The sequence below is a fragment of the Allobosea sp. OK403 genome (genome assembly GCF_900113835.1).
Lineage (GTDB): Bacteria > Pseudomonadota > Alphaproteobacteria > Rhizobiales > Beijerinckiaceae > Allobosea.
The window spans coordinates 239,338-265,296 of the sequence record NZ_FOQV01000006.1 but is presented as its reverse complement, the minus strand read 5'-3'; the positions used below and the strand labels follow the sequence as shown (position 1 = coordinate 265,296).

28 protein-coding genes are annotated in these 25,959 nt (G+C 65.7%); 12 read left to right on the top strand and 16 right to left on the bottom strand.

Annotated features, from left to right (window positions below; all coding sequences use genetic code 11):
- Window positions 1–47: 47 nt before the first annotated feature.
- A complete protein-coding gene (locus tag BMZ97_RS20760; RefSeq protein ID WP_092174010.1) occupies window positions 48–1,262 on the bottom strand; it encodes a DUF2336 domain-containing protein in 1,215 nt (404 codons plus the stop codon).
- Complete coding sequence (locus BMZ97_RS20755; RefSeq protein ID WP_175525650.1) at window positions 1,259–2,371, bottom strand: transglycosylase SLT domain-containing protein; 1,113 nt, start codon at window positions 2,369–2,371, stop codon at window positions 1,259–1,261. Before BMZ97_RS20755 ends, BMZ97_RS20760 begins: the two co-directional genes overlap by 4 nt.
- Window positions 2,372–2,523: 152 nt before the next feature.
- On the opposite strand from BMZ97_RS20755, the gene BMZ97_RS20750 reads away from it, so the two are divergent.
- Window positions 2,524–3,021 carry a MaoC family dehydratase gene (locus BMZ97_RS20750; RefSeq protein ID WP_092174007.1) on the top strand — a complete coding sequence of 166 codons (498 nt, stop codon included), beginning with the start codon at window positions 2,524–2,526 and terminating at the stop codon, window positions 3,019–3,021.
- Between the two features lie 4 nt (window positions 3,022–3,025).
- Complete coding sequence (locus BMZ97_RS20745) at window positions 3,026–3,904, top strand: HpcH/HpaI aldolase/citrate lyase family protein (RefSeq protein ID WP_092174005.1); 879 nt, start codon at window positions 3,026–3,028, stop codon at window positions 3,902–3,904.
- Between the two features lie 50 nt (window positions 3,905–3,954).
- Here the strand turns inward: BMZ97_RS20745 and BMZ97_RS20740 are convergent, their stop codons facing one another.
- The 3 genes from BMZ97_RS20740 to BMZ97_RS20730 form a co-directional block, all read right to left on the bottom strand.
- Complete coding sequence (locus tag BMZ97_RS20740) at window positions 3,955–4,137, bottom strand: hypothetical protein (RefSeq protein WP_092174002.1); 183 nt, start codon at window positions 4,135–4,137, stop codon at window positions 3,955–3,957.
- Between the two features lie 118 nt (window positions 4,138–4,255).
- Window positions 4,256–4,861 (bottom strand): flavin reductase family protein, encoded by a 606-nt coding sequence (locus BMZ97_RS20735; RefSeq protein ID WP_092173999.1) that lies wholly within the window; start codon window positions 4,859–4,861, stop codon window positions 4,256–4,258.
- A 6-nt stretch (window positions 4,862–4,867) separates the two neighbouring features.
- Window positions 4,868–5,437 carry a nitroreductase family protein gene (locus BMZ97_RS20730; RefSeq protein ID WP_092173997.1) on the bottom strand — a complete coding sequence of 190 codons (570 nt, stop codon included), beginning with the start codon at window positions 5,435–5,437 and terminating at the stop codon, window positions 4,868–4,870.
- A 129-nt stretch (window positions 5,438–5,566) separates the two neighbouring features.
- On the opposite strand from BMZ97_RS20730, the gene BMZ97_RS20725 reads away from it, so the two are divergent.
- Complete coding sequence (locus tag BMZ97_RS20725; protein WP_244546520.1) at window positions 5,567–6,475, top strand: translocation/assembly module TamB domain-containing protein; 909 nt, start codon at window positions 5,567–5,569, stop codon at window positions 6,473–6,475.
- A gap of 41 nt (window positions 6,476–6,516) precedes the next feature.
- Here BMZ97_RS20725 and BMZ97_RS20720 read toward each other — a convergent pair whose 3' ends face one another.
- The 5 genes from BMZ97_RS20720 to thrS form a co-directional block, all read right to left on the bottom strand.
- On the bottom strand, window positions 6,517–7,278 hold the full coding sequence (locus tag BMZ97_RS20720; protein WP_139221278.1) for an SGNH/GDSL hydrolase family protein: 762 nt from the start codon (window positions 7,276–7,278) through the stop codon (window positions 6,517–6,519).
- Window positions 7,279–7,283: 5 nt separating this feature from the next.
- Window positions 7,284–8,492, bottom strand: a complete 1,209-nt coding sequence (locus BMZ97_RS20715) for an OpgC family protein (protein WP_175525649.1) — start codon at window positions 8,490–8,492, stop codon at window positions 7,284–7,286.
- 210 nt (window positions 8,493–8,702) lie between these two features.
- Complete coding sequence (locus BMZ97_RS20710; protein WP_092173989.1) at window positions 8,703–9,323, bottom strand: GDYXXLXY domain-containing protein; 621 nt, start codon at window positions 9,321–9,323, stop codon at window positions 8,703–8,705.
- Window positions 9,323–10,606 (bottom strand): DUF2157 domain-containing protein, encoded by a 1,284-nt coding sequence (locus BMZ97_RS20705; protein WP_175525648.1) that lies wholly within the window; start codon window positions 10,604–10,606, stop codon window positions 9,323–9,325. The genes BMZ97_RS20710 and BMZ97_RS20705 overlap by 1 nt, the downstream gene beginning before the upstream one ends.
- A gap of 155 nt (window positions 10,607–10,761) precedes the next feature.
- Entirely contained in the window at window positions 10,762–12,765 is a 2,004-nt protein-coding gene (gene thrS / locus BMZ97_RS20700; RefSeq protein ID WP_092173983.1) for a threonine--tRNA ligase, read from the bottom strand.
- Between the two features lie 242 nt (window positions 12,766–13,007).
- Here thrS and BMZ97_RS20695 point away from each other — a divergent pair, with 242 nt between their 5' ends.
- A complete protein-coding gene (locus tag BMZ97_RS20695) occupies window positions 13,008–15,509 on the top strand; it encodes a hypothetical protein (protein ID WP_139221277.1) in 2,502 nt (833 codons plus the stop codon).
- Here BMZ97_RS20695 and yidD read toward each other — a convergent pair.
- Window positions 15,490–15,780 (bottom strand): membrane protein insertion efficiency factor YidD, encoded by a 291-nt coding sequence (yidD, locus tag BMZ97_RS20690; RefSeq protein ID WP_210188294.1) that lies wholly within the window; start codon window positions 15,778–15,780, stop codon window positions 15,490–15,492. The two genes, BMZ97_RS20695 and yidD, sit on opposite strands and share 20 nt — an antisense overlap.
- A 131-nt stretch (window positions 15,781–15,911) precedes the next feature.
- Between yidD and BMZ97_RS20685 the strand changes: the two genes are divergently transcribed.
- A complete protein-coding gene (locus BMZ97_RS20685) occupies window positions 15,912–16,643 on the top strand; it encodes a phosphatase PAP2 family protein (protein WP_092173976.1) in 732 nt (243 codons plus the stop codon).
- A gap of 60 nt (window positions 16,644–16,703) precedes the next feature.
- Here the strand turns inward: BMZ97_RS20685 and BMZ97_RS20680 are convergent, their stop codons facing one another.
- Window positions 16,704–17,150 (bottom strand): iron-sulfur cluster assembly scaffold protein, encoded by a 447-nt coding sequence (locus BMZ97_RS20680; RefSeq protein WP_092173973.1) that lies wholly within the window; start codon window positions 17,148–17,150, stop codon window positions 16,704–16,706.
- A 181-nt stretch (window positions 17,151–17,331) separates the two neighbouring features.
- Between BMZ97_RS20680 and folE the strand changes: the two genes are divergently transcribed.
- The 3 genes from folE to BMZ97_RS20665 all read left to right on the top strand — a co-directional run bounded on the left by folE (window position 17,332) and on the right by BMZ97_RS20665 (window position 19,680).
- Window positions 17,332–17,973 carry a GTP cyclohydrolase I FolE gene (gene folE, locus BMZ97_RS20675; RefSeq protein WP_092173971.1) on the top strand — a complete coding sequence of 214 codons (642 nt, stop codon included), beginning with the start codon at window positions 17,332–17,334 and terminating at the stop codon, window positions 17,971–17,973.
- An 88-nt stretch (window positions 17,974–18,061) separates the two neighbouring features.
- Window positions 18,062–18,481, top strand: a complete 420-nt coding sequence (gene hisI / locus BMZ97_RS20670) for a phosphoribosyl-AMP cyclohydrolase (protein WP_092173968.1) — start codon at window positions 18,062–18,064, stop codon at window positions 18,479–18,481.
- A gap of 230 nt (window positions 18,482–18,711) precedes the next feature.
- Complete coding sequence (locus tag BMZ97_RS20665; RefSeq protein WP_244546519.1) at window positions 18,712–19,680, top strand: patatin-like phospholipase family protein; 969 nt, start codon at window positions 18,712–18,714, stop codon at window positions 19,678–19,680.
- Between the two features lie 19 nt (window positions 19,681–19,699).
- Here BMZ97_RS20665 and BMZ97_RS20660 read toward each other — a convergent pair whose 3' ends face one another.
- Window positions 19,700–20,131: a CBS domain-containing protein gene (locus tag BMZ97_RS20660; protein WP_092173963.1), complete on the bottom strand. Its 432-nt coding sequence runs from the start codon at window positions 20,129–20,131 to the stop codon at window positions 19,700–19,702.
- 299 nt (window positions 20,132–20,430) lie between these two features.
- A complete protein-coding gene (locus BMZ97_RS20655) occupies window positions 20,431–21,252 on the bottom strand; it encodes a rhomboid family intramembrane serine protease (RefSeq protein WP_092173960.1) in 822 nt (273 codons plus the stop codon).
- 396 nt (window positions 21,253–21,648) lie between these two features.
- On the opposite strand from BMZ97_RS20655, the gene BMZ97_RS20650 reads away from it, so the two are divergent.
- From BMZ97_RS20650 to BMZ97_RS20635, 4 genes are all read left to right on the top strand, one after another.
- Window positions 21,649–22,221 carry a PAS domain-containing protein gene (locus tag BMZ97_RS20650; RefSeq protein ID WP_092173957.1) on the top strand — a complete coding sequence of 191 codons (573 nt, stop codon included), beginning with the start codon at window positions 21,649–21,651 and terminating at the stop codon, window positions 22,219–22,221.
- Window positions 22,222–22,284: 63 nt separating this feature from the next.
- Window positions 22,285–22,899 carry a PilZ domain-containing protein gene (locus BMZ97_RS20645; protein ID WP_092173955.1) on the top strand — a complete coding sequence of 205 codons (615 nt, stop codon included), beginning with the start codon at window positions 22,285–22,287 and terminating at the stop codon, window positions 22,897–22,899.
- Between the two features lie 142 nt (window positions 22,900–23,041).
- Entirely contained in the window at window positions 23,042–23,698 is a 657-nt protein-coding gene (locus tag BMZ97_RS20640; protein ID WP_244546517.1) for an HAD hydrolase-like protein, read from the top strand.
- A 285-nt stretch (window positions 23,699–23,983) separates the two neighbouring features.
- The gene (locus BMZ97_RS20635) at window positions 23,984–24,616 is read left to right on the top strand and encodes a transglutaminase-like cysteine peptidase (protein WP_175525647.1); all 633 of its coding nucleotides are present in this window, start codon (window positions 23,984–23,986) and stop codon (window positions 24,614–24,616) included.
- Between the two features lie 292 nt (window positions 24,617–24,908).
- Here BMZ97_RS20635 and BMZ97_RS20630 read toward each other — a convergent pair whose 3' ends face one another.
- Window positions 24,909–25,439: a gamma carbonic anhydrase family protein gene (locus tag BMZ97_RS20630; RefSeq protein ID WP_092173947.1), complete on the bottom strand. Its 531-nt coding sequence runs from the start codon at window positions 25,437–25,439 to the stop codon at window positions 24,909–24,911.
- A gap of 74 nt (window positions 25,440–25,513) precedes the next feature.
- Entirely contained in the window at window positions 25,514–25,843 is a 330-nt protein-coding gene (locus BMZ97_RS20625; RefSeq protein WP_092173944.1) for a DUF6949 family protein, read from the bottom strand.
- Window positions 25,844–25,959: the final 116 nt, after the last annotated feature.

Sequence of the window (25,959 nt, the reverse complement as noted above, 5' to 3'; positions counted from 1 at the left end):
GCAGAGGGCTTCACAAGCTCGCTCGGGAGCCCGCACAAACCAAGCTCTCACGCCGCGTGGCGCAAATCGCCGATTTCGAGTTCGATCAGCAGCGCCGGATCCGCCTCGACGAACAGCGCCAGCGCTGCATCGTCGGCAAGCGAGTCGGCCATGGCGCGGGCTTCCTCGCGTGCCGCTTCGGAATCCATCCGCCGCAGCAGCCCCATCAGCGCGTCGTTGTCAGGGCCCTCCAGCGTCTCGCAGGCAATCAGCACCTCACGCAGGATCACCCGATCAATACCGCGCCCATTGCCGCCCGCATCGAAGCCGCGCAGGTTCAGTGCGGTGATCGCTGCCGTAAAGGCAGGCTGCAGCGCGCACGGTAAGCCGGCTTTGCGATAGAGCGCCTTGAGGCCCGTGCCGCGCCGGTCGCGCAGCAATGCCGCCACACGCTGCTGCGGCAACTCCGAGAGCATGACGAAAGCGGCCTCGGCCAGCGCCGGCTCGCCGCTCAGGAGCGAGCGCAGCATCAGGCCCGGCGTCAATCTGCCATCGGCGCGCAGCACCTCGACGATCGCTGGCGCATCGCTGGCTTCGCCGCCCGCGGCGAGCGCAACCGCAACGCGCTCTGTCGCTTCGCGGGTGAGCCGCGCGCTGCGCTCCGGCGTCAGCCAGCCGCAATCGGTCACGAAGCTCATCAACGTGTCGGACACCATCGTCGCGATCATCTGCCTGAGCCCCCCCGGCAGATCGTCGCGGGCGAGCAGCGCCTCGCGCAACGGCCCGCAGGCGCCAGCGCGCTCGACCATGCGTTCCAGCGAGAAATCGGGAATGTCGGCAGTCGGATTTCCGGCAAGCGTCACCAGCGCCTCATCTCCGCCGACCTCCGCAAGAGCCGCAGCGACGGAGGCTGCGAGATTGGGTCTGAGCGCGATGGCGCGCTGGGCCAGGTCGTCGCCGACCGCTGCGGCGTCGACCAGATCGGCCTCCGTCAGCACCGGCGAATGGGCTAGCACCAGGGCCGCGACATCGCTCTGTTCGGCGATCAGGCACAGTACCAGCGTGCGCGGCGCCAGCGCCGAGGCCGCCATCTCTTCGGCGATGGCGCGCCGCACCAGCGGCGAAGGATCGTCGACCAGCGAAATCAATGCCGTCTCCGCCTCGCGCCGGTCCTCGTCGGCCATGCCTGAGCGCAGATAGGCGCCAGCCAGTGCTGCGGCGCCGGAAGCCCGCGCCTCGGCATTCGCCGTGCGGGCCCAGAGCAGGAAGCGACGGACGATCACGAGCGCGCTCGCGGAAGCATGAAGGAGGACAGGTCGAGCGGCGCGCGCCTTTGCCTGGATACGGGCTTGGCCTGGGCGGCCGCCGCAGGCTGCGTCAGCTCGACCGGCCGCGACGGCGGTAGGGGCGCATTGACGGCCCGCATCGGCGCGGTCGACGCATTGGTCGTTGCCTGTGCCGGGGCCGCTTGAGCAGACGAGGTATCGCTCTGCGTCTGCGTCTGGCGCGGGAAGTAGCGATCGGCCGGATCGAGCGAAGCCAAGCGTGTCGTAGCGTCCATCCTGGGCGTGGTCCAGAGATTGGCGACGGCTTTCGAGACCGGCTCGCGTGAACCCTCGGTCGAGAACAGCCCGATCAGTCCCTTGGCACGCCCTGGCGCGAGCGCAGCCGCGATCGGTACGGGCTGGTCGACGCCCTGCCCCGCAGCCCCGGCCGCAGTGCCGGAGGCAGCAGCGGCAGCAGCCGTCGAGGCCGCCAGCTGCGTGCTGGCATGGCTCGCCGAGAGCACGCCATAAACCTCCTGCACCGAGCGTGCCCGCCCAGTCTTGTCATAGAACAGGCCGCGATTGGCCGCGGCGGCATCGGGAAAATCCTTGGCGGCGGTGCGTGTCGGGTCGCTGGCGGCGGCCTTGATCAGGTCGGACGCCCCACGTGCGCCGAGCACATGGGCGATGTAGAGTTCCCCGGCCTGCGGCTGCCGGCCGAGCACTGAAGCGAGCTGGTCACTGTTCTTCTGCGTCAACGCGCCGGCCATCACGGCGGCAACCTGCGGGTCGTTGCGGAGCTGCAATATCTTTTCGCGCGCTGCGGGGTCCGCCACCGTCAGGCGGCCGTCGCTGCCTTCGCTGATCGCGTTGGCATAGCCCGAGAGCCCCTGTTTTGGCCCCTCCTGCTTGACCATAGACAGCCAGGTCTGCTCGATGAACTGGAACAACCCGGTCGCGCTCGAGGTCTTGGCCTTGGCGTCGGGCTCCAGCGACGATTCGCGCTGGGCCGTCTTGAGGAGGTAGTCGAAGCCAGCGCCCGTCTTCTGCGCGCCCTCGCGAATGGCGTTCACGACCGGGTTGGCGGCTGGGGCTTCGCTGGTCTGCGGCGTGGTGAACAGGAACATTGAGTGTCTCGGGCGCGAGGCTGCCGCCAAGGCGCTCCCGCGATATCGCCGAGCGCCTGTGGAGACTGGACCGATTATGGTAAGCGAACCGTTAAAGTGAGGAATCGCCGAGCCGGCTCACCGGCGCGATTCGAGCTCGTGGAGAAGCGTCGATGACCGAGGTCAAACGTCACAAGCGCGGCGGGATCTATTTCGAGGACTTCCATGTCGGCGCGGTCATCGAGCACGGCCTGACGCGGACAGTGACGCAGATGGACAACATGCTGTTCTCCAACATGACGCTGAACCCGCAACCGCTTCATATCGATGCGCATTTCTGCGCGACCGAGACCGAATGGGGCAAGCCGCTGATGAACTCGCTCTTCACGCTCGGGCTGATGATCGGCATCTCGGTCAACGACACCACGGTCGGCACCACGATCGGCAATCTCGGCATGACCGACGTGACCTTCCCCGCCCCGCTCTTCGAGGGCGACACGATCAACTGCACCACCGAGATCGTGGCCAAGCGCGAGTCGCGCTCGCGGCCCGATGCTGGCATCGTCGAGTTCCAGCACAAGGCCTACAAGCAGGACGGCACGCTGGTCGCGCAATGCCGCCGCCAGGCCTTCATGCGCCGGCGGCCCGCGCCCGCCACGATCGCGGTCTGAGCTGATGCGCTCGCTCCTGTTCGTGCCTGGCGACAGCCCGAAGAAGCAGCAGAAGGGCCTGGAGAGCGGCGCCGACGCGCTGATCCTCGACCTCGAGGATTCCGTTGCGCTCGATGCCAAGCCGCAGGCGCGGGAGATCGCGCTGGCCTTCCTGAAGGCCGCCCACGCCCTGCCCAGACGCCCGCGCCTGATCGTGCGGGTCAACGCGCTGTCGACCGGGCTGACCCAGGCCGATCTCGACGCCGTAATGCAAGGCGCCCCCGACGCGATCATGCTGCCCAAATCCGAGGGCGGCATCGATGTCGGCCATCTTGCTGCCCGCATCGCTGTGCGCGAGGCGGAGAACGACCTGCCCGACGGCGCGACCAAGATCATCCCGATCGCCACCGAGACCGGCAAGGGCATCTTCGGCCTGGGCAGCTATGCCGGCGCGAGCCACCGCCTCGACGGCCTGACCTGGGGGGCGGAGGATCTCTCGGCCGATCTCGGGGCCGAAGCCAATCGCCTGAGCGACGGCTCCTATGCCGATCCCTATCGTCTCGCCCGTTCGCTCACCCTCTTCGCCGCCGCCGCCGCGCAGGTCGACGCGATCGACACCGTCTTCACCAATTTCCGCGACGATGCCGGCTTCCGCGCCGAATGCATCGCGGCGCGGCGCGACGGTTTCACCGGCAAGATGGCGATCCACCCGGCGCAGGTCGCCGCCGCCAACGAGGTCTTCTCGCCCGCCCCCGCCGAACTCACCAAGGCCGAGGCGATCATCGCGCTGTTCGCCGCTAATCCCGGCCTCGGCGTGATCGGGCTCGACGGCGAAATGCTCGATCGACCTCACCTCGTCAGAGCCCAGCGATTGAAGGCGCGCGCTGACAAATTGATCGAATAAATCGCCACAGGCGATTCCAATGACTGAATTTATTCCGGGATCGTTTCCGTTCACTGCGTCTCGATGCGCCGGCAGGCCCGCATCGTCGAGGACAGGCAATCCTGCGCCTTGCGCGCCCGGTCGAGCTCGAAGACCAGCCAGACCCCGGCGCCGAGCACGAGCAGGATGACGATGATCCCGAGCAGGTTCACCGTGGTTTTCCAGTCGTCGTCCGGTTCGCTCGGCTGCGGCAAGGCCCCTCCTTGGATCACGTCGGATTCAGATGATTCCGTCCGAACCCGACGTGATCGCTTCTAACAGTCTAGAGCAATACTCACGCGAAAAACCGGTACCCGCTTTTTGCGCAGCGCTCTAGCCGCCAGACGGGCGGATAATCGAGAACAGGTGGTCGACCTCAGCATAGTCGGCGTAGCCGCAGCGCGCGATCGGGTTGGCTGCGGCAGTGTCGAAGCGGCCACCGCGAACATAGGCGTCGTCCATGAAGATGCCGACGACCTGCCCCAGCACCATCCAGCGCGGGACCAGCTTGCCATCGAGGTCGATGAGCTGCTGCACCGAAAGCAGCTTGCATTCCAGCGCCGCCGGGCTGCCCGCCACGCGCGGTGGTTTGACGAATTTGGAAGCGGCCATCTCCAACCCGGCATGGGTGTATTCGCTCTGGCCCGCAGGCAACGGAGCCGAGGTCAGGTTCATCTGCTGCGCCAAAGCCTTGGTGACGAGCGAGCAGGTGAATTCGCCGGTCTCCTCGATGAAGGAGACGGCGTCCTTCTTGTCCTCGGAGCCGAACATCACGATGTGCGGTCGCGACGAGACCGCGTTGAAGAAGCTGTAGGGCGAGAGATTGACCTCGCCCTTGGCGTTCAGCGCCGTGATCCAGCCGATCGGCCGCGGAGTGACGATCGCCTTGAACGGATCATGCGGCAGCCCGTGATCCTGCAACGCGGTCGAATAGATCATGACGCGTCATGCTCCAAAATGGCTGACGATGTCGGCAAGGACCGGCCGCTCGCGATCGGCGGGTGCTGCGGTCGGCGTGCCGATATGGATGAAGCCGGCGATGCGCTCGTCAGTGCCAAGCCCGAGCGCGGTCAGCACAGTGCGATCGAACGAGAACCAGTTGGTCAGCCAGGATGAGCCGAACCCCATCGCATGGGCGGCGACCAGCATGTTCATGCAGACCGCGCCGGCCGAGAGTTCCTGCTCCCATTCCGGGATCTTCACATGCGGCTTGGCGGTGGAGACGACGGCGACGATCACCGGCGCTTGCAGCAGGCGGTTGCGCTCGAAGGCGACCTTCTCGCCATCGGCCTCCGGATGCTTCGCCTTGAAGGCCTCCGCCACGATCTCGGCCGCCTTGTCGCGTCCCGTGCCGGAAAAGACGATGAAGCGCCACGGCGCGAGTTTGCCATGGTCGGGCACGCGCGCACCGATGGTCAGGATATCGCCAAGCTGGCTCTCGTCGGGCCCGGGCGCGGTCAGGAATTGCGGTGGCACCGAGCGGCGCAGCTTGAGCAGGGCGAGCGTATCGGTCATGAAGCATCCAGGCGCGAGTTGAGGCCGCCGGAACGGAGAGCCGGCAGCGCAAGGTCTCCTGAACTAGTGGTTCGCCATGATGAGGACAAGCAAACCTGCTCTGACACGCATGCAGGGATGCCGAGGGCCATGAGCATGTTTCAATTCGAGGGGTTCCAGACAGGCGCGCGGCTGGCCGGGCGCGTGCTCGCTCTGACGCTGGCCTTGTCCGCGAATCCTGTATTCGCGCAATCGCCGCAGATCGCTCCGTTCGCACCAGGCGATACCGGTGTCGGCGTCGCCACCGCCCCCGCTTCGCTGACGCTCGGTGCACAGTTCTCTGGCGACCGTAAGCCGATCCGCTCCGGCCTGGTCTGGCGCGTCCTGAGCGAGACGGCCGACGGTTCGCCGCCGCGCATCGTCGCACGTTCGAACGAGGCCCAGCCCGTTTTCATGCTCGACCCCGGCACCTATCTGCTGCACGCCGCCTATGGCTTCGCCAGCGGCACCAAGCGCATCACGCTCGGGCCCCAGGGCCTGCGCGACCAGATCTCGATCAGTGCCGGCGGATTGTCGCTGGCGGGCTCGATTGGCGACAATCCGATTGCCGCGAACCAGCTCAACTTCTCGGTCTTCGTCCCGCTCCAGGGCAATTCGGAAGGGCGTCTCGTCGTCTCCAACGCCAAGGCCGGCGAGCTGATCCGCTTGCCGGAGGGCACCTATCACGTCGTTTCGACCTATGGCGATTCGAACGCGATCCAGCGCGCCGATGTGAAGGTCGAGTCGGGCAAGGTCACGGACGCCACCTTGCACCACCGCGCCGCACGGGTGACGCTGAAGCTGGTCGCATCGCCCGGCGGCGAGGCTTTTGCCGGCACCGCCTTCAGCGTGCTGACGCCCGGCGGCGACGTCATCCGCGAGGCGATCGGCGCCTTTCCGCAAGTCGTCCTGGCGGAAGGCGACTATGTGCTGATCGCCAGGCAGGAAGGCCAGGTCCATTCGCGCGATTTCAAGGTGGAGACGGGCCTCGACCGCGATATCGAAGTGCTATCGCGCTAAGATCACGTTTTTCCGCGCAATGCTCTGAGGTCGAGCCAATCTCAATTGGTCGGGCGGGACTTGTCTGGAAAGTCCGACTTCTCCCCGGTCAATCCGCTGACAAGGCCGTCGGCCATGCGGATCGCCAGGCAACGATAGCTGGAATCGACCATGTGCAGGCCATCCATGCCGACCAGCTCCTCCGCGGAGAACTGCTTCGACCTCGCCCAATTCCGCATCATTGCATAGCGCGGGAAGATCGAGACCGCGTGCTCCTGCGCGGTCTTGGCCAGGACGGCGCGGTAGTCCTCATATTTCGGATAGCGATCCTCGCGCGGTAGCCATTGCAGGTCCATCACGACCATGTCGATGCCGGCCTCGTGGACCTTCCTGATGCCCTTGCGCAGGATCTTGGCGAGCTTCTCCTCGCCGACATCGCGGACCACGTCGTTGACCACCGTCTGCCAGATGACGATCGAGGGTTTCTCCTCGATCACGTCGGCATCCATGCGCAACAGCATGTCGTAGGCCGACTGGCCGCCGACACCCTTGTTGATGACCTTGACCTCGGCATTGGGAAGGCGCCGCTTCAGCTCCGCTTCCAGCACCGCGGGATAGCTCTTGTCGGTGGCACTGGCGCCGGAACCCGCCGTCGCCGACGAGCCGAGTGCGACGACCGTCACCGAGCCGGTCTCCTGCAGCACCTTCCTGGCCGCCGGCAGCTCCGGCAGGAAAGACTGCTGCGCCGCGCCGTGGCGACAGCGTAAATCGGTGATCGTACCTGCCGGCATCGGCCCGGCAAGGACTGGACCGGCAAACAGCAACGATATCAGCGTTGCGGCCCCGACGCGCCGAGCGTGAGGGCCGGTTTCGCGGGCGCATTGCGAGACGATGCCGAATGATGCCAAGAGAGGAAAACCCCTAACCCGATCAATATCGTAACGCCGATGGCGCAAACGAGCAACTGAACGCCCAAAGCGAAGGCGGTTTCCGCCAGGATGACCTGGCCGATGATCGCGAGCACGATGCCGGCGCAGAAAACCTCGAGCGAATGCCGGCCGATCCCTGCAAGAAGGCGCGCGCCGGATGACTTCAGTACAGCCGAGCCAGCCGGCACGAAGCGGACCACCAGCCAGGCCAGCGCCGCGACATGGAGCACCCGCTCCCAGCCGAGATTGGTCTTGTCCATCCCCAGCTGCACGGTGTCGATCCAGTCATTCATCGCGGCGATGCCGAATGGGTTGCCCGAAGCGGTTTTGACGATCACGGCAAAGGCGAGATAGCCCGCCGCCGCGATATCGAGCGGCCTCAGACGTGGAGCGACAACGCCGAGCTGCCGGCTCCGGCCGATCACCACGCCCATGGTGAAGAGGAACTGCCAGGCGAAGGGATTGAAGAACCAGCCGGCCGAGCCCGTATTGGGCAGGTTCAGCTCGAGGAAAACCGCGCCCTGCCAGAGCGCCGCCGAGAGGATGAGCGTCAGGGCCGGGCTGAGGCGGACGCCAAGATGGATCAGCGGGAACAATGCCAGCAGCGCGACGTAGAGCGGCAGGATATCGAGATAGTTCGGCTGGTATTGCAGCGTCAGCGCGTGGAGCAAGGCTGTCGGCGTGTCGCTGAAGAAGGGCTGAATGTTGATCGTCTCGATATAGAGCGGGTTTTGCGTGCGCGTGACTGCCGCAGCGACGACGCCGCAGACGATCAGGAAAACCGCGATATGGGCGATGTAGAGCGTCCGCAGCCGCAAGGCGATCCTGCGGATGCCGAATGCCAGCCCATGCCGGTCGATCAATGAGCCATAGGCCAGGGCCGCCGAGACGCCTGCCAGCAGCACGAAGGCGTCGGCTGCGTCCGAGAAGCCGAAATTATGCGGCGTGTAGCCCGCGAGAACATTGCCGGGCATGTGGTTGATGAAGATGACCAGCAGCGCCAGGCCGCGGATGATGTCGATGCGCGCATCACGGCCGGGCTGGGGACGCGCCGCCGCAGCGTGCCGCCCAAAAGCCAGAAAGCGCCCGAAAGCCAACGCTTGCGACACGGGATGCTCCTCCAAGCAATCCACGGCGGGGGTTGGCTCCCCCACCGCAACATGAACGTTCCTTGCTCATGCCGTTCATCTGGTGTTCATATTAAGGCGAAGCCATCACCCAGTCAGCAGATATGCGATCACATCCGCGTGTCAGCGGTGTGGCCGATTTCGAATTGGGGATATACGAGGCTCGCCGCGGGGCCGGGCGCGGCGGCTGGCTCAGTAGGGCGGTTCGGCGTGAACGAGCTTGCCGTCGATCAGCAGGCGCTTGATCGCGGCTTCGCCGGAGGGCGACACCGCTGCCACGACCTCGATGCGCCGGCGCTCTGTGAGCTCGATCGCGCGGCCAGCGCCTTGCGGCACGAAATAGCTTTCGAGCCCATAGGCCACACGCAAACTGCGCCGCTCCTGCGAGCAGTCCATGGCGCCACTCTCATTGGTGCCGCAGGCGTTGATGCCGACGACGTGCCCCGTGATCACCGGCTCCGTTGCCGTGCCCGCCGGCCGGCTCCTGGAGAGGGCGACGGCGCGCGCAAAACCATCCGGCCCCGGCGCGAGCCGGACATGGACGGTCTCGCCGCGCTGGAAGTCGCTCTCGCCGCCAAGTTTTGCCGGGTCGAGCGTGCTGATCTCATAGCCGAGCACGACATAGTCGCCCCGGAACAGGTCGCGCGGATCGACCGGCACCGTCCGCAGCCTAACCTCGGTTCCCGAGCGCAAGATGCCGGCCCTGCTCTCGACGAGCGCGAGCAGCACGCCGCACAAGGCGAGAATGGCCAGAAGCGCGCGCCAGAGCAGCGGCACGCGGTCGACGAGGCGGTCGGCGCTTGCGATACGCATCAGCGCGCCTCCGCCGGGGGGCTCAGCCGCGCAAACAGCTTGCGCGCACCGCCCGCCAGGGCGAGCAGCAGGGCGCCCGCCACCAGGAAGAACACGGACTGGTCGAGCAGCGTGCCGATGGTCTGGCCAAGCAGGATCAGGATGGCGAGGCCAAACAGGGCCGAGCCTGCCAGCATGATCCGTCGGACCCCGCCCGAGACGCCGGCGACCACGAAGCCGATCGCGGCGATGAGGATCAGGCCGGCGACGACGGCCTTGCCCGGCAGCCCGACGACATGCCCGCTCCAGAACACCAGCGGCACGATCAGCGCGGTCAGCAGCGCGATTGCCAGCGGCAGGGCAAAGCGCCTTTCGCGCGCCAGCGCCAGAAGCGCCGCGATCGCCGGAACGGCAAGGCCATAGGCGAGATAGTTCAACCAAACTGCGCTGCCGGCGCGCGATTCCGAGGCGTCGAGAATGCGGATCAGCTCGACGCTGAGCACGGCCATCAAGGCAAGCAGCCCCCAGGGCAGGCAGCAGGTCAGCAGCGCCGGCCCGCCGCGATCGAGCGCGACTGCGCCGAGCACGACATAGACGGCCGCGAAGCCAAGCGCGTAGGCGAGCAGGCCATAGTCGAAGCGGCCATAGAGCCAGTCGCCCGGCAGCAGCGCGAGCCACAGCGCCAGCGCCAGCACGGCGGCATGGTGGACCAAGCGGTTCGTGCGGCCATGCGCAAGCCAGAGCGCCGGCAGATAAAGCACGAAGAAGGGCAGATGCAGCGCCCCGCGGCTCTCCTCCCAACGTCCCGTGCTCCACGCCGCCATCGCGACGAAGGCGATGATGAGCGCGCCGTTGGAGCGCAGCAGCAGCGCGACGAGCAGCGCTCCGATCGCGACCAGGGACGCACCGGCGGGCCAATCGGCCGGGAGATGGTACATCTGGCCGATGAGCGCGATGCCGGCGCCGAAGATCAGCGTGCCGCAGGTCGAGGCCGCATCGGCGCCCAGCGCCGAGCCGCGAGCCTGCAGCCTTGCCCCGATGCCGAGCGCAGCCGCAAGACCAACCAGGATCATGCCGAGCTTCACCAGCCGGGGCATCTCCTCCCAGTTCGCCGCCACAAAAGCCACGACGCTGGAAGCGATCAGGAGGCCGCCGAACATGCCAAGCAAGGCCGGCAGCTTGAAGCCGCCCTCGCGGGCGAGCGATTGGCGGATGGAGGCCGCGCTCTCGGCGGGGAGAAGTCCCTCCCCGACCCAGCGGATCAGGTCGGCATCGAGTCGCTTACGGTAGGAGCCAGTCAACATGCCGGCAATCTGGCATGTGGGGGAGGCTTTTGGCGAGAGGGGCTGTCGTTTCATCCCGTCATTGCGAGCGAAACGAAGCAATCCAGAAGCGGCGAACTCTACGTTCCTCTGGATTGCTTCTTCGCTACGCTCCTCGCAATGACGAAGGAGGCCACTCAGGCCATAGCCGCCCTCTGAGCCTTGAGCCGCTTCAGGTCCGGCGGCATCGCCTCGTCGCTCAGCGCCTCCAGCATCGCGTCGAGCGTCATCACGTTTTGCGCTTGGCTGCCGAGTCGGCGGATCGTCACCGTCCTCTCCTCCGCCTCGCGCTTGCCGACGGCCAGGATCACCGGGACCTTGGCCAGCGAATGCTCGCGCACCTTGTAGCTGATCTTCTCGTTGCGAAGATCAGCGCGCGCCCTGAGGCCCGCATTCATGCAGGCGATCGTGACCTGCTCGGCATAGGCGTCGGCCTCCGAGGTGATCGGGCAGACCAGGATCTGCTCGGGCGCGAGCCAGAGCGGGAAATGCCCGGCATGATGCTCGATCAGGATACCGGCGAAGCGCTCCAGCGAGCCGCAAATGGCGCGGTGGACCATGCTCGGCGTCTTCTTCTCGCCATCCGAGCCGATATAGAAGGCCCCGAAGCGCTCCGGCAGGTTGAAGTCGACCTGCGTGGTGCCGCATTGCCAGTCACGGCCGATGGCGTCACGCAGGACATACTCGAATTTCGGCCCGTAGAAGGCGCCCTCGCCCGGATTGATCTCGGTCTTGATCCGGTTACCGGACTGCGCCGCGATCTCCACCAAGACGCGGTTCATCACGTCCTCGGCATGGTCCCACATCGCATCCGTCCCGACGCGCTTGTCCGGCCGTGTCGAGAGCTTGATGACGAGATCGTCGGTAAAACCGAAATCGGCATAGACCGAGAGGATCAGCTCGTTGATCTTCAGGCACTCCGCCGCGAGATGATCTTCCGCGCAGAAGATATGCGCGTCGTCCTGGGTGAAGCCGCGCACGCGCATCAGCCCATGCAAGGCGCCCGACGGCTCATAGCGATGCACCGCCCCGAATTCGGCAAGCCGGATCGGCAGGTCGCGATAGCTCTTCAGCCCATGCTTGAAGATCTGGACATGGCCAGGGCAGTTCATCGGCTTCAGCGCGAAGACCTTCTGGTCGCGCGTCGGGTCGTTGGGGTTCTCGAACGCGCTCGCCGATTTCACCGCGAACATGTTGTCCTGGTACCAGCCCCAGTGGCCAGACGTCTCCCAGAGCGACTTGTCGAGGATCTGCGGCGCGTTGACCTCTTCATAGTCGGCAGCAAGCCGCCGGCGCATATAGGTCAGGATTTCCTGGAACAGCCGCCAGCCCTTGGAGTGCCAGAACACGACGCCCGGCCCCTCCTCCTGGAAGTGGAACAGGTTCATCTCGCGGCCGAGCTTGCGGTGGTCGCGCTTCTCCGCCTCCTCGATCTGCTTGAGATGGGCGTCGAGCTCCTCCTGCTTGGCGAAGGCGGTGCCGTAGATGCGCGTCAGCATGGCGTTGTTGCTGTCGCCGCGCCAATAGGCGCCGGCCACCTTCATCAGCTTGAAGGCATTGCCGACCTTGCCGACAGAGGTCATGTGCGGGCCGCGGCAGAGGTCGATCCAGTCGCCTTGCGCATACATCTTCAGCGTCTGGTCGGCCGGAATCGCGTCGACCAGCTCGACCTTGTAGGCCTCGCCCTTCTCCTTGAAGAAGGCCTTGGCCTTGTCGCGGCTCCACTCGTCCTTGGTGAAGGGCGCGTCGCGCGCGATGATCTCGCGCATCTTCTTCTCGATCGGCTCGAAATCCTCCGGCGTGAAGGGCTCGTTGCGGGCGAAATCGTAGAAGAAGCCACCCTCGATCACCGGGCCGATCGTAACCTGCGTGCCGGGGTAGAGCGCCTGCACGGCCTCCGCCAGGACGTGGGCGCAGTCATGGCGGATGAGCTCGAGCGCGCGCGGATCCTCGCGGGTCAAGAACTCGATCTTCGAGTCCTTCTCGATCGGGTCGCCGAGATCGACGACCACGCCATCGAGCGCCATCGCGACGGTGCGCTTCAGCAGGGAGGGGGAAATGCCGCCGGCGATCGCCTTTCCGGTGATGCCGGAGGGGAATTCGCGCTTGGCGCCATCGGGAAATGTCAGGGAAATCGTCATCGATCGGACTCCTGCTCACTCGGGGATACGAACCCCGTAAGCGAAGATGGGCTGCGATCCGCCGGAAAGGGCGGCCGCGCGACGCCGTTCCATGTCGGACCATCGCGCCGCCTGCCTATACAATGCGCTGGGCGTCCGCAATGCACGCGACGCGCCCTTGGCTAGCCTCTCTTGCAACCGCCCTTGCAACCCTGCAGATGTTAACTTAGCGTCATTCGCCTGCCGCGATCATGGTCTTCATCATGGCCGAGCCTCAAGCCCCGATCCTTCGCAATGTCGGCCCCTTCCCCTTCACCTGGGTCGGCGATCTGCTGCGTGTCATCTATGCCTGCCGGGTGTCCGTGATCGGCGTCGTGCTCGGGTTTCTGCTGCTGACGCGGGTGCCGCAAGCGCGGGATCTGTTCCTCGTCTTCAGCGGCTCGGCCATCGCCGAAGGCGCGGATTATTCCCGCAACTTCGAGATGTTCCTGCGCTGGTTGGTCTATTTCGTCGTCCATGTCCTGGCCTGGAGTGCGATGGTGCAGGCCTCGGCCGAGGATCTGCTTGGCAGCGACGCCTGGTTGATCGGCCCGGCGCGCAAGCTCACCGCACTCGACATGGAGATCTATGAGCGGCGCTTCCGCTGGATCGTCATCGCCCTGCCCTATCTTCTCGCCCTGTCCACCTTCGGGCTCGTCGCCTGGGGCTATCACCTCGCCTTGGCCGACCTGCCGAGCGCCACGAGCGGCTCGCTCTCCAAATCGGCCGCGATCATTCGCAGCGGCTCGCTCGGTTTCTATCTGGCGCTGACCTGCGGCATCGCCATGCACGCCCTTCTGTGGCTGCGCAATCTCAGCGAGATCCGGCAGGGCGAGATGCATCCGGGCTTCCGCGTCGCCGGGCACCCGCCCGGCGACGCCTTGGAACGGCGAGCAGTCCGTCTGCATGCCAATGCCTGGCTCGGATTGGGCCTCCTCCTCCTCATGCTCTCGGCGATCTGGGGTGGCCGTGTCGTGGAGGCCTTTTCCGGCGTCTATCTCGTCCCCATCCTGCTCGGCGCCTGGATTCCGCTGTTCTCCAAGATCGGTACGCTCAGCCAGCGAACGCGCTTCCCCTTCACGCTGCTGATCCTCGGGCTGTGGCTCTTCGCGGCAAGCCACTGGGGCCATTCGAACCGCGTGATGCGCGCCGAAGACGAGCCGCGTGCCGGAATGGGCTTCGATACCGCGATCGCGGCCTGGAAAGGTGCCAACTGCCGCGGCCCGGATGCCTGCCCGCGCCCGATCCTGGTGACGATCGCCGGCGGGGCCTCGCGCGCCGCATTCTTCGGCGCCACCGTGCTCGGCGAACTCCTCGACAACCCTTGCCTCGAACCCGGACGCGACTGCGAGCAGCCGGGCGCGCCCACGCCGCTTCTCGGCCAGCGCGTCTTCGCGATCTCGGGCGTGTCGGGCGGCTCGCTCGGCGCCGTGCAGACGCTGGCAGCGATGAACGACGCGATCACCGGCCCACAGCAACGCCCCGCCCCACCCTGCCGCGTCAAGGAGCCGGACCAGTATTTCAAGACGCCCAACCCCGAGAGCTGGCGCGACTGCCTGCAGACGCTGGCGAGCGGCGACTTCCTGTCCAAGACCGTCCTTGCGCTGGTGACGAGCGAGCCCTTCCTGGCGCTGGAACCGCTGATCGGTCGGCTGTGGCCGCGCGGCTATTTTCTCGACCGCGCCGCGATCCTCGAGCAAACTTGGATCGACGCCTACCGGACGGCCCTGAACAATCCGCAGGGGACCGCCGGAGCGAAAGCGGGGCTCGGTGGCCCGTTCAGCGAACTCGGCCGAACCAAACGGAACGGCAAGTCCTGGCTGCCGCTCCTGCTGCTCAACGCCACCTCGCAGGACAGCGGCAAGCGTGTTCTCGCCAGCCAGCTCAACGGGGATTTCGGCACCGCTCGCCTCTTCGTCGACGCTTTCGAGGCCGATCGCTTCCTCGGATTGCGGCCCGCCGACCCAGCCGCGGCCTGCGCCGTCGCACGTTTCGATGGGCGCGATCTGACTGTTGCGAGCGCGGCCCTGCTCAGCGCACGCTTCCCGATCGTCTCTCCCGCCGGGCACCTCTCGCCGGATTGCCGGACGGGCCTGCGCATCGTCGACGGCGGCTATTTCGAGAATGACGGCGCGACGACCACTAATGAAATCGCGATCGCGCTGCGCAATGCCGGTCTCACCCCTGTCGTACTTCACATCGCCAACGAGCCGGTCGACCAGATCGTCGATCCGGAACGCGACAAGCATCCCTTGCTGCGCAAGGATTCATGGTTGGCGCTCCTCGCCACACCATTCGACACCGTGCTCGCCACCCGCGAGGCGAGAGGCGCCTATGCGCTTGCAACGCTGCGCGCCTCGGTCGGCCTCGAGAATTTCGTCGATTTCCTCGTCTATGGCGAACCGAAGCAAGACGCCAAGGACGCGATGCCGAAGGTAGACGGCGTGAGCGGCTTCCTCTCCAACTCGCAGAGCTCGCTCAAGCATGAGTGCTTCGAGCGCACGACCAAGGATGTGAGCGGAGCCACATCAGCACTCAAGCAGGTCTCGATGAGCTGGTGGCTGTCGAAGCCGGTTCAGGAATATCTCGATCGGCAGACCTATGTCCGGCGCAATTGCGATGCGCTGCTGCAGGTGCGGCGCTGGCTCGAAGAGAAGGTGGTTCCAAGTCGCGCCGCCGGCGAGATGGCTCCCGCCGCCGCTCCGCTCAAGGCCCCGGATCGTTGACGCCGCGCCAGCGGCCATAGCGCCAGGGCCGGTACCAGGTCGCGTCCGGCGGCAATTCCTCGCAGACGAGATCGATGCCGCTGGTACCGTAAGGATTGCAGCGGCAGATCCGGGCAAAGCCGACCCAGCCGCCGCGCCACAGCCCGTGGCGCTGGATCGCCTCGTCGGTATAAGCCGAGCAGCTTGGCCAGTGTCGGCAATGCCGCCCGACCAGCAGCGACAGGCTGAGCTGGTAACCCCGGATCAGCCCATGCGCGGCGCGGCGCGGCAGGCGCGCGACTATCCGGGCGGCTGACGACCGGCCGGCTGAAAGCCTTTGTTCAGCAGGCTCGTGCGAATTTGGCTCCGTCGGCTGTTTCCGGTAGTCCGTCACTTGGTCCGCTTTTCTCAAAACGACGACACATGAATCACGCTCAGCGCTTTCGTTACGCCATCGCCGGCCTCGGCCTGTCCCTGGGGCTCGGCTTCGCCATGCCCGCCACCGCCCAACAGCGTGCCTATCTGATCTGGCTCGATCCGGGAAAGATCGACGTCGCCAAGATCATCGGCCTGCCGCCGGCCCAGAATTCGCCCGAAAACAAGGCCGAGTTCGACCGCGTATTGCAAATCTCCTCGACCCGGACGCCCGAGCGCGAGAAGGCCGCGATCGCCGATCAGTACCAGACCCTCAACCGCTTCCTCGACGGCATCGACCAGAGCTATGTCGACGCTACGCATCGCGAGATGCGGCTCCTGTTCAAGGAGGCGCAGGTCGAGGCCAGCATCGTGCTGCTCAGCGTCCGCCGCCTGACCAGCCGGCAAAGGCCCTTCACGGTCTGGAACAAGGTCAGGATCAAGCCCTGCCCCGGCGGCCGTCCCGAAGGCACCTCCTTCCCGTCCGGCCATGCCGCCACCGCCGCGCTCTATGCCGAATTGCTGTCCGAGGCCGTGCCCGAGCTCGCCGCAAAATTCGAGGAGCGGGTCAAGAGCTATGACGAGAGCCGGCTCGTCTGCGGCTTCCATTATCCCTCCGATCTCACCGCCGGCGACAAGGCCGGGCGCGCTATCGCCAAGGCGCTCCTGGCGGAGCGTGCCTTCCGCACCCGCTTCGACGAGACGCGCCCCGAAATCAGGAAGGCGTTTGGCCTGAGCTGAAGCGCCTTCAAGCAAAGTGCGCACCGGTTCGCTTGAAGACAACGCGTCGGAAATGAAAGCCTATTCGGCCGCCTGCTGCCGCCGCGCTTCGATCTGGCCGATCGCGTCCACCACCGCGTCGAAGGTCAGCATGGTCGAGGCATGGCGCGCCTTGTAGTCACGCACCGGCACGAGCACGGACAGATCGCTCCATTTCCCGCTCGGCGGCTCGGCATTCTCCTTCAGGATGGCCCGCGCCTGCTCGCGAACGCGGCGCAGTTCGTCGGCCGTGGAACCCACGACATGACGCGCCATGATCGAGGACGAGGCCTGTCCGAGCGCGCAGGCCTTCACCTCATGCCCGAAGGCAGTGACGACATCGCCCTCCATGCTGACATCGACTGTCACCGTCGAGCCGCATAGCTTGGAATGCGCCCTGGCGGTGGCATCGGGAGCCGGCAGCCTTTCCAGCAGCGGAATATTGCCTGCAAGTTCGAGGATCCGCTTGTTATAGACGTCGCTCAGCATATCTCGGTCTCCACCGGGGTCTGGAGTGACCGGTGCATCCACCCAATATAGGGTGGATCATCAGCGGGCGGGAGAGCGTGCAAGCGCATCCTGCCACAGGAGTGGAACTTGTCGCAGCCCCGTGCTCCGGTCTTTGGCCGGCCCAGCCGCGGGACATGTCATCGTAAACGGGAGGCACCACATGAACCCTGTGGTTAAGTCCTTGTCCGTCGAGCGGGTGCTCAGCCCCTCTGCAGACAAGTTTCTGATCAAGAAGCCGACGCAGGAACAGGCCGAGGAAGCGGTGCGCACGCTGATCCTCTGGGCCGGTGACGATCCCTCGCGCGAAGGCCTCACGGACACGCCGCGCCGCGTCACCAAGGCCTATCGGGAATTCTACAAGGGCTATCACGAGGACGCGCACGAGGTTCTCGAACGCGTCTTTGAGGAGGTCGAGGGCTACAAGGACATGGTCCTGGTGCGCGACATCCCGTTTTATTCGCATTGCGAGCACCACATGGTGCCCTTCGTCGGCAAGGCGCATATCGGCTACTACCCGTCCAAGGGCGTGGTCGGCCTGTCCAAGCTCGCCCGCATCGTCGACGTCTATGCGCGCCGCCTGCAGACGCAGGAGACGATGACAGCGCAGATCGCTCAGGTCATCGACAAGGTGCTGAAGCCCCGCGGCGTCGCCGTGCTGATCGAGGCCGAGCATATGTGCATGTCGATGCGCGGCGTGCAGAAGCAGGGCTCCTCGACCATGACGACGCAATATACCGGCGTCTTCAAGGATCCCGCCGAACAGGTCCGCTTCTTCACCATGGTCAAGTCGCCTGGTCTATAGGCCGGGCAGAAGGCAGATTGGCAGCGCTTGCCTGCATCCCTACAAGGGCGCGTCAAGTCGACGCGCCCTTTGCCCTTCCGGAGCCCCCATGAGCCTCTTCCCGGTCGCCACGGACAAACAAGCCCTCGAGGAGGGCGACGCGCTCAGCCCCCGCTTCGACGCGAACGGCCTCGTCACCTGCGTCACGACCGACGCGGTGACGGGCGAATTGCTGATGGTCGCGCATATGAACGCCGAGGCCTTGCAGCGCAGCATCGAAACCGGCGAGGCTTGGTATTGGTCGCGCTCGCGCAAGGAGCTCTGGCATAAGGGCGCGACTTCAGGGCAGATTCAGACGATCGTCGAAATGCGGGTCGATTGCGACCAGGACGCGGTCTGGCTCAAGGTCAACGTCGCCGGCGATGGCGGCTGCTGCCATACCGGGCGGCATTCCTGCTTCTACCGGCGCCAGCCACTGGGCCGCGACGTACAGCGGGGCACCGGCTTCCGGCCGCTTGCATTCGCCTGAAACCGTCTCTCATCCAGGAGTGAGAGCAGGATGAGCCGCGGCGGTGGTGATCCTTTCACCAAGCCTTCATGTTTTCGACAAAAGCCGCAGATATCCGCAAGGGTCAGCCGGCCCTATTCATGATTCCCTCATCCTCGCCTGCGACTCTGTTCCTCCCGCGGGGGATCGGGTCCATGTTGTGGGATGACATCGCCAAGCATGCCTTTGGGCTAGGCGGAGGTGGAGCCACGATGAACGACATGACCATCGCGGCGCCGCCACGACGCGGCAGGCCTCGGATCGGGCTTGCGCTCGGTGGCGGAGCGGCGCGCGGCTGGGCCCATATCGGCGTGATTCAGGCGCTGACGGAGGCCGGCTATCGCCCCGACGTGATCGCGGGAACCTCGATCGGCGCCGTCGTTGGCGGCTGCTTCGCCGCCGGCAAGCTCACGGAGCTGTCGGACTTCGCGATCAGCCTGACCAAGCGTCGTGTCGTCGGGCTGATGGATTTTCATATCGGCGGGGCCGGGCTCATCGCCGGCGGGCGGCTCAAGCGGCTCCTGGAGCGCGACCTCACCGACACCCGCATCGAGGCGCTGCCGGTGCGTTTCGTGGCGATTGCCACCGAACTCGGCTCTGGCCACGAGATCTGGCTGACGCATGGCCCGCTGGTCGAGGCGCTGCGTGCCTCCTATGCCCTGCCCGGCGTCTTCGACCCCGTGAAGCTCAGCGGGCGCTGGCTGATGGACGGCGCGCTGGTCAACCCGGTGCCGGTTACGGCCGCGCGCGCGATGGGCGCCGACGTCGTCATCTGCGTCAATCTCAACAGCGATCTCACCGGACGCGGCACCACCATCCAGAGCCACGCGGCCGAACCCGATCCCGAGCCCGAACTCGATACGCCGCCGACATCGCGCTGGTTCGGCGGCATCACCGGTGCGGCCAAGCGTGTGCGCGGCATGGTCGGCCGCCCCAGCAGCGATCGGCCTGGGCTCGCCGGCGTCATGATCGACGCCTTCAACATCACGCAGGACCGGATCTCGCGCTCGCGTCTCGCCGGCGACCCGCCCGATGTGATGATCGGCCCAAAGCTCGGCCGCATCGGCCTATTCGATTTCCACCGCGCCGACGAGGCCTTCGAACTCGGCCGCCAGGCCACCCAGCGCGTCCTGGACGAGATCGAGGCCATGGTCGGCAGCCGCACGGCCAGCGTCGACTAAGCTGGTTGCGCCCCTAGCTTCAGGCCATCGCAATATAATCGCGCATCGCGCGGCTCTCCGCCTCGATCTCGGCGACGCGGTGCTTCACGACGTCGCCGATCGAGACGATGCCGGCGATCTTGCCGTTCTCGACGATCGGGACATGCCGGAACCGGCCCGACGTCATCATCTCCATCAGTTCGTCCATGCTGGTCTGCGGCCGGCAGGTCACGACCTTGGCGGTCATCGCCCGCGAGACCGGCATCTCCAGTGCCGCCGCACCGTTCGCGCCGAGCGCGCGGATGATGTCACGCTCCGACAGGATGCCGACGAGTGCGCCGTCCGCGCCCGTCACCACCACCGCGCCGATGCGCTTTTCGCTGAGGGTACGCACGGCTTCGGCCAATGTGCGGTGCGGTTGCACCGAGATCACATCATGGCCCTTGTCACCGAGAAGTTGAGCGACGTTCATAGAAACGATCCTCCTTTTTCAGGTGGCGCCGTTGACCGGCACGCGTTCAGCGGGACTGGAGTCCGGCCGCTGACGGATCGACTCGCCAAGGAGGCAGTTCCAAGTCCTTCGCAATGACGTAAGTGTGAGGGAAGACCGGGGCGCAGGCAAGGCTCCTTTGGCCATCGAGCAGGATGCGAAAAGTGGAAACCGGTTTTTCGCTATCGATCCTGCTCTGACTTTTTAGATGAGAGCATCGGCCCGAAAAGTGGGAACCGGTTTTCGGAACAAGCCGATGCAGAACCAAAGCCCTAGCCGCGTTAGGTTTTGACCGCGCCTTTGTCCAGAAGCGGAAACAGCAGCAGGCCGACGAGGAAGCCGCCGATATGGGCCTCCCAGGCGATGCTGGTCTCCTCGCCGAAGATCGGCACGAGCCCGGAACCGAACAGGATGTTGGTGACGAACCAGATTCCGATGAACAGGAGCGCCCGCGAATTGCGCCAGATCTGGCCGATGCGCTCGGCGGGGATTGCCTTGACGACCGCGTCATCTCCGAGCGCCCCAAAGCGCAGGCCAGGGGCGAAGACGAAGCGCGCGGCCGCCGCGGTGGCGCCGGCGACTCCAGCCGAGGCGCCCACCAGCGGCAGCACGTCGAGATCGCGCGACCACCAGTGCAGCAGCGCGCCGCCGATGGTCGACAGGCCCATCAGATTGAGGAAGCGTCCTGTACCGAGTCGGCGCGCGACCGGGCTGCCGAAAGCTGCGAGCCAGACGACGTTCGAGATCAGATGCACCCAGGAGCCGTGCAACAGGCCGTAGCTGAGCAGCGTCCAGAGCTTTGGGCCGCCATCGGCCAGAAGCAGCCGGGCGAGGCCGAGCCGGTCGGCGAGATCCTGCCCCTGCAGCGACAGCGCCAACGCGCTCAGGACCTCCTCCAGCCGGTCGGGCGCGAACCAGATGGTCAATCGCGCCGGCACGAAGGCGAACCAGGACATCACCAAGTAGTCGTTATAGTCGGACAGCAAGCCGCGCCCGGCCTGGATCAGCGCCAGCAGCGCCACCAGCCAGATAATGACGGCGGGAAGGTTCAGGATCGGCTCGCGCCCGGGAGGGGCGCCAGGACCGGAGGATGTGTCCGACATGCAGGCCAACCCTTGCCGATGGCGCAGGCCGACGCAAGCCTGCGCACGTAAACGCGAACGCCCGGAGACATAAAAAAGGGAGAGCCTCGCGGCTCTCCCTCCTCCAGGCTGCGACCGGTGCAGGCCGTTAAAGCCTGCGCCGGGGTCACTTCCCCTCCGCCCCCGCGGAGCCGTTAAAATTTATGATACATTCTAACGAGTTATCCACAATCCTAAGCTTTCATTAACCTTAACCGACCCCTGCGCAGGCCGCCCCGCCCCCGGCATGGCAAGACGGCATGCCGACTGCGTCCTCGATTCCCGTGAGGACCCGATTGTCCTTCCTCCTGACGCTTGTGGCCCATCGCGGCACGCAAGCCGTGCCGGAGGGGGACGACAGGCAGCATTGGACGCGCAATGAAGAATACGAGCACCCGACTGGTCCACGAATATTGGGACGCGTTGCGCGGCGACCGCGCCGCCCCCGAACGTGGCGAGATCGAACCCGGCGCGCTGCGACATGCGCTGGCCGATACCTTCGTGCTGGAAAACGAACCGATCGGCCCGGTTTTCCGGCTGGCGGGGACGCGGCTCTGCGCCCTCATCGGCAACGAACTGCGCGGCCGCGCCTTCACCGCGCTGTGGCCCGATGTCGAATCGCAAGGCGAGATGCGCCGTCTCGTCCAGACCGTGATGGACGAGACGGCTGGCGCCGTCGCCGGACTCTCGGGTGAGACGAAGACCGGCGCACCGGTCTATCTCGAACTTTTGCTGCTGCCCCTGCGCTATCGCGGCCGGACCCATGCGCGCGTGCTGGGCGCGCTGTCGCCGGCGGTCACGCCCGCCTGGCTCGGCCTCGACACATTGGCCGCGATGCGCATGATCTCGCTGCGCATGCTCTGGCCGCCCGTTCCATCCCAGCGCGCCTCAGAGCCGCCGATGCGCGCGGGGCCGCCAAAATTGATGGTCCTTCCCGGCGGCAGACTCTGAAAGCCTAACCAAGCGTTAACCCGAACGCGACTAGGGTCAGCCGGAATCAGGCTGGTCCCATTGATGTTGAGCGCATTGCAAACGCCCCGTACGGTCTCCCGTGCTGCCGAGCGCAGGCGGCACTATCGTATGAAGGTCGTTCTGCTGGGTCGCTACATGCTGCCCAACCGCATGGAATACCCCTGCCAGTCGGTCGACATCTCGCCCGGAGGCCTGCATCTTGCCGCGCCAGCCAAGGCGGCGCCGGGTGATCGCGTCATCGTCTATCTGGAGCATCTCGGCCGCATCGAGGGCGTCGCCGTACGCACCACGATGGAGGGCTTCGCGATGACCATCACCGCAACCAGCCGTAAACGCGAGAAATTCACCGCCCAGCTCACCTGGCTCGCCAATCGCGACGAATTGGGCCTGCCCGAAGATCGCCGCCACGAGCGCATCGTGCCGCGCAATCCGCGCTCGATCCTGACGATGGAGGACGGCATCGAGCATGTCGTGCGCATCATCGACATCTCGCTGTCGGGCACGGCCTTCTCGACCGATCTCGATCTGCCCATGGGCATGCCGGTGAAGATCGGTTCGACGCCCGCCAAGATCGTGCGCCGCTTCGACGGCGGTTTTGCCGCCGAATTCCGCTTCCCGCTCTCGGCGGACCTGCTCGACGAGAATCTCGAGCTCTAGAACACAGCGCCCCGGTGCGGGCCGCAGCCTGAACAGCGCGTTCCACGGCCACGCCTCGGCGGCAAACTGCATAGCCGGCTCTTGCGCGACGCGCAGACTACGACCAAAGCAGTGACCCGTATCACTGGGACGCCGCGACGCCTTGGTCACCGCCTATCGACTCATCATCTTCGACTTCGACGGAACCCTCGCCGACACCTACCCCTGGTTCGTGGGGGTGATGAACGGCGTCGCCGATCGTTACCGCTTTCGTCGCGTCGCGGCGCATGAGGTCGATACGCTGAGAGGCCAGAGCGCGCGGCAGGTCATTGCCCATCTTGGCGTTGCGAGCTGGAAGCTGCCCTTCATTGCCCGCCATATCCGTAGCCTTGCCGCCCGCGACAGCGAGCAGATCCCGCTCTTCGACGGCATTCACGCCATGCTGCTCAGGCTGAAGCAGGAGGGCTATGTGCTCGCCATCGCGAGCTCCAACTCCGAGCGCAATATCCGGCGCACATTGGGGCCCGAGACCGCGGCCTTGATCACGCATTATGCCTGCGGAGCGGGTTTGTTCGGCAAGGCGACGAAGTTCAGGCGGCTGGCGAAGGAGGCCCACATCCCGCATCGGCAATGCATCTGCATCGGCGACGAGATCAGGGATGCCGAGGCCGCCCGCGAGGCCGGCATGGCCTTCGGCGCCGTCGCCTGGGGCTTCACCAACGCCGACGCACTGCAGGCGCAGCGGCCGGCCTCCCTGTTCAGGCATCTCGACGAGATCGTCGCCGGTCTCTGCCTCGCTCCGGGCGCTGAAGCGCGCTGATCGGCGACATCAGCTCCCGATCGGCAGGCAAGCGCCATGGCGGAACCGGCATCCGCGAAACACTTCGCTAAAGTTAATCAAACCTGGATGCGTTAGCGGGCATCTCATAGTTAATGCGCGCTAAAGCCAGCGCTCACATTTCTTACCTTCCCATTTTGGGTCGATTTATACTGACTTTCATACCAAGCCCGGAACGGCGAAATACATAAATTTGCTTGTTTTCATTTCAATCGAAATCCATCCGCACTGAGCATGGTCATCCCCGGGACAAGGAAAGGGGACATCATGCTTTCAATTCACCGCAACTTTATCGGATCGGCGCTGGTCGCTCTGGTCATTGGCACCGGCGCGACGCAGGTTAAGGCCCAGTCGCCCGGCGGCATTCCGGTCGCGAGCCTGCCGATTTCTGCCTCGGGCGAGGCGCGTGCGCCCTATGCCTGGACCGACTTCTGCAAGCGCGTGCCGTCGGAATGCCGGGTCAACACCAGCGAGCCCGAGCGCGTCGAGATGACGGCGAAGCTGTGGAAGACCGTCGTTGCGGTCAACGGCAAGATCAATCGCGAGATCGAGCCGGTGACCGATCAGGAGCATTGGGGCGTCGTCGACCACTGGGACATCCCCGATGACGGCAAGGGCGACTGCGAGGACTATGCACTGCTGAAGCGCAAGCGCCTGGCCGAGGCCGGCATTCCGCGCCGCGCCATGCTGATGACGGTCGTGATCGACGAGGAGAACGCCGGCCATGCCGTGCTGATGATCCGCACCGATCGCGGCGACTTCATTCTCGACAACAAGCGCAACGCCATCCTGCCCTGGAACCAGACGGGCTATGTCTATGTGAAGCGCGAATCCCAGTACCAGACGGGCTGGACCTCGCTCGGCGGCGCCCAGACGCCGACCGTCGCCTCGGTGCGCTGACACCCGTTCATCACGCGAGCGCCCTGCTGCGGGCGCTGCAACACCCTCTTGGAGACTCGCTTGCGGCCTTGCACCGCAGTTGGTCTCCCATCTGACGGCGAGGCTCGGTCACGTCCCCACCCGTCCCCCAAGACTGGGTTTCGCCATAGGGCCGGTTCCTCTTCCCCGGGGAACCGGCCCGATCCTTTTTCGGGCTCAGAGCAGAATGCGAAGAACCGGGCGCCGGCTATTCGCATCCTGGCCTCACCCTTGGATCAGAGACGGATTCTGATCTCAGATGGGATCATCCGGCTCAGCCGAGGCGTTGCAGCCCGGCCGCGAACTGCTTCCAGCGCGCGACATAGCCCCGCGCCGAGGCGGTGATGCCGGCAGCGGCCGCCGCATCGAGCGTCCTAACAGCCCGCGCCGGCGAGCCGACAATCAGCGAATTGTCGGGAAACTCCTTGCCTTCCGTTACCAGCGCATTGGCGCCGACGAGGCAGTTGGTGCCGATCCTGGCGCCGTTCAGCACCGTCGCCCCCATGCCCACCAGGCTGTTCTCGCCGATGATGCAGCCATGCAGGATGGCGCGATGGCCAATCGTGCAGCCTGCGCCAACACGCAGCGGAAAACCCATATCGGTGTGCAGCACGCAGCCTTCCTGGATATTGCTGCCCGCGCCGATCTCGATCCATTCATTGTCGCCGCGCAAGACCGCGCCGAACCAGATGCCGACCTCGGCGCCGATCCTGACCCGGCCGATCAGATGCGCCTCGGGTGCGAGCCACCAGTCACCTTCGGGCGGGGTTTCCGGGGCGGTTCCGTCAAGCGAGTAGAGCGCCATGGGCCAATATCCTTCCAGGACCTGCCATGCAGGCAGGATCTGCATGCAGGATTGCAGGCCCGGCCAGCCTTCCGTCAAGCGCCGCCGAGAAGATGCAGCAGGTCGAGCACCACGCGTCCCGAGGCCATGCTCCAGAGCGAGGCGATCATGCTCGCCAGCATGACGAAGATGAAGGGCCGCCCCTCGATACGTCGGCCGCGCACGGTGTTGCGCAGGATCAGGAAGGGTGCGCTGAAGACGACAACGGGAACGCTCGCGACCGCCGCCAATCCACCGGCCTGCAGCAAGCGGAAATCGGCGCGCTGCGTCGTGAACAACTCGAACGCGCTGGCAAGCAAACCGGCAAAGGCGAAGCCGATGAACAGCGCCTGCAGCGCATCATAGGCAGCGGGCTCGATCGACAAGGGCGGGCACTCCGAACCGGACCCTTCCACCTTGGCGCATGGTTTACGAACTGTGAAGAAAACTCATAAGCAATGGTTAACCGGCCGCCGCCACGTCACTCGCGCGCCCAGCAACG